4 protein-coding genes and 2 pseudogenes are annotated in these 2,940 nt (G+C 42.3%); 1 reads left to right on the forward strand and 5 read right to left on the reverse strand.

The annotated features are described in order from the left end of the window. Nucleotides 1-112 (forward strand): annotated as a pseudogene (locus AACW06_RS19060) (IS982 family transposase); the annotation flags it as partial. 93 nt (nucleotides 113-205) lie between these two features. Here the strand turns inward: AACW06_RS19060 and AACW06_RS19065 are convergent. The 5 genes and pseudogenes from AACW06_RS19065 to AACW06_RS19085 form a co-directional block, all read right to left on the reverse strand. After that, the gene (locus AACW06_RS19065) at nucleotides 206-589 is read right to left on the reverse strand and encodes a hypothetical protein (protein WP_238336757.1); all 384 of its coding nucleotides are present in this window, start codon (nucleotides 587-589) and stop codon (nucleotides 206-208) included. A gap of 94 nt (nucleotides 590-683) precedes the next feature. Continuing rightward, nucleotides 684-992 carry a hypothetical protein gene (locus tag AACW06_RS19070; RefSeq protein WP_238336758.1) on the reverse strand — a complete coding sequence of 103 codons (309 nt, stop codon included), beginning with the start codon at nucleotides 990-992 and terminating at the stop codon, nucleotides 684-686. A 77-nt stretch (nucleotides 993-1,069) separates the two neighbouring features. Next, complete coding sequence (locus AACW06_RS19075; protein WP_337923500.1) at nucleotides 1,070-1,606, reverse strand: tyrosine-type recombinase/integrase; 537 nt, start codon at nucleotides 1,604-1,606, stop codon at nucleotides 1,070-1,072. A gap of 60 nt (nucleotides 1,607-1,666) precedes the next feature. Beyond that, on the reverse strand, nucleotides 1,667-2,311 hold the full coding sequence (locus tag AACW06_RS19080) for an Arm DNA-binding domain-containing protein (protein ID WP_337923501.1): 645 nt from the start codon (nucleotides 2,309-2,311) through the stop codon (nucleotides 1,667-1,669). A 283-nt stretch (nucleotides 2,312-2,594) separates the two neighbouring features. Further along, nucleotides 2,595-2,940, reverse strand: a pseudogene (locus tag AACW06_RS19085) (ISAs1 family transposase); the annotation flags it as partial.

The following is a 2,940-nucleotide window of genomic DNA, read 5'->3' on the forward strand; positions in this document are numbered from 1 at the left end:
TGGATTCATGCTGAACCTACTTGGCGGGTTAATCGCGTACTGTCTGAAGCCAGAAAAGCCATCGCTTAATATTACGAACACTGAAAAAACAGGACTGATGGCGATGGCTTAAACCGATCTGAGGTTAATTAAGTAAACCGCCTCAGAACGAGGCTAGGTATGAAAGATTAGTCAGGGTTAGAGGCTAGTACTCGAAGCTCAGTCTTCACCACTTCATAGCGCTCAGACACCTGATGTAAGAACACATTATCGGGTACAGGATAGAGATAGTTCGCAGGATAGCCGCTAAGAACCCACACGAATTACTACTTCCACCTGTTATTACTGGTTTCAACGCTACTGACTTGAGGGTTTTACCAACTTGACCATCAAGTAGCGTAAAGATAGCTTCAAGACGCACCCAGTTGTTCGAGAACAACCCCGACGACGAGTTTTTAGAAATACGTATATAGAAATCCTGATCATCTTCCTTGTAGGCAATCTGATACTCTAGAAAGCTCTCAGACTTAGGACTGAGCTTTGGACTCTGACCTTCTTTAACAATGGTGAACGAATCGACCTCGTTCTCCTTTTCAACTTTTTGGCTCATACAAATTTCTCCTTATTCAGCCAGTTCAATTAACGTTTTAATCGCTTGGGTTGCGTTACTCGTGGAACCCATAATAAAACTGCCACTCCCATCGTCAGCATGGACACTGGACACTGCACGCAAAGACATAGGGTTCAGTCTCATCAGGTAGCAAAATGACAAACTCGGGGTTTTCTATCGCATATGACAGAATGACCTCGGTATCTTCATCTACATCAGCTAAGTCTTGATCGGTATCACCTCGCTCAATCAAGATCAGGCAGGTGGAAACTTCCTCCCAAAATTTCTCAGCCTCATCACGATCGCCAGACCAAGGAAGCAATAGCTGATACATCAATTGCTCTTTAATCGGTAAGGGCAACTCCAACTGTTCAGCATCAATAAGACTTTTCACAATTTTCATTCGATCTCTCCATCTAAATTCCAGATACAAAAAAGCCCCTGAATAGAGCTAACTATTCAGGGGCTATTGACTCAATCTTAATATCTACTTTCAGATGGCTTAGGTTCGGGTAGCACTAGATTTTCACTAGCTCTTTCAACCATATCAGACAAAGCATTCGCTCCACGTTCTAGTGCTGTCCTATCAAATTTTCGGTAAAAAAGCGTGCTTGACATATCAGCATGATTCAAGACGCGCTGAACCGACGTAACATCCATCCCAGAGTTCAGTAGATTACTCGCTACTGAATGCCTCGCAGTATGGAAAACAACCCCCTCAGGGTCGATACCAGCACGATCCAGTATCAACCTCAAAGCTTTACGTGGCGGTGATATATGCGTCCCTTCTCGACAACCGGGAAACACATGTGGATTCCCCGGTTGCTTTAAGTCCTGAAGCTCAGAAAGTAACTCCAACATCAGTGGCGATAAATAGACTAAATGGGGTTTCTTATTTTTGGTCGTTTTGATGAAAAGTGTACGATTATCAAAATCAACGTCATCCCACTTCCTCTCAATCAACTCAGATATTCGACAACCTGTTAACCACAACAGCGCAATCAGGTTCCCTTTCACTTTACAGTAATAAGTTCGAGCGACCTTTATCAGTAAAGCAGTTTCCTCAATATTTAAGAATCACTCACGGGCACCATTCTCCGGCAGTAAGCTAACCTTAGTTGCATGATTAGGTAGTTCAAAAACCTTAGATGATAGTGAGCAAAATCCCTTAACAAGTGCAATAACCCTGTTATTCGTGGCTACAGAATACGGTTTACCATTATAGGTTTCAGTGGCGAGGTGGGATTGAAGCTTCATTATGGCATGAGCCGAAAGTCTATCCATGGGGATTTTGTAGATGGGCTTACATCGCAAGAACCGTGTTTCATCGTCTCTCCATGACTTCTTACGGGTTTTCGCCCAAGGTAAATAGGTTTCGTGGAAGAAAGTGTACACATCTGGCATCACAACAGCAGAGCGTGAATCACGCTCTATCTTCGGATCAATACCGTCAGCGATTTGTACTTTAAGCTTACGAGCTTTGATTCGAGCGTCGTTTACATCCAAATCTGGCCAGCGTCCTAAAGCTATACTCGTTTTCTTCCGAGTTACTGGACTGATGTAACGTAAAAGGTACCGTTTGTTTCCCGTCCTACCGACGAGAACCTTTAGACCAATGGTCTGTTCATCAGACCATTCAATATCATTTGCTTTACTTGTTGATGGAGGGACTGGAAGCGCTTTGATAGCAGACGGAGTGAGATTAATAGTTCGATTGGTCACATGAAGATTCCTATGTGGTTTACATTAGAATCTTCATATATGTCAAAAAATTAAGTTAATACATTATCAGTCGATTAGAGATCTAAAAAATTGTCCTATTACGTAGTAGCAAATCTTCCAAGTTCAGGTCATACATTGAATCAACATCATACGATTTGCAAATTAAGTATTGCCTTCTATTTTCAATGTGAAACACCTCATCCAAACCAAACATTTCACGGGTATTCTTCCCCTTCAACGAACCATTAACATTAGCCTAGGGCGGGAGCATACTTTGATGGATTTATAACCCAAAGAAGACTCTAGCCCGATAATCATCGTTCCATATCGCTTTTTTCAACTTCACTTTTTGGCTTGGCGCACCACAATCACATTGCTTGAGCATATTCATTACAAAGCGTCTGAACAGCGCTATGTTCTCGACGGCACCATCTAAAATAATCCGAGAGTTATCCTCTTTAAAAACAACATCTAACACGTAGTGCTGACTGTTTTCAATTCGCAGTGTTGGCGAATATAATGGCCAAGCAATTTGTGATTCGGCGACATGGAGCTTATGTAGTAAGACGTATCTACAGTACCTTTACCGTTTATCACTCGGTGGCGTTCCACTGCTATGATGCTTCTTA

Origin of the sequence: Vibrio sp. S12_S33, assembly GCF_963889785.1 — a bacterium.
Classification (GTDB): Bacteria; Pseudomonadota; Gammaproteobacteria; order Enterobacterales; family Vibrionaceae; genus Vibrio; species Vibrio aestuarianus.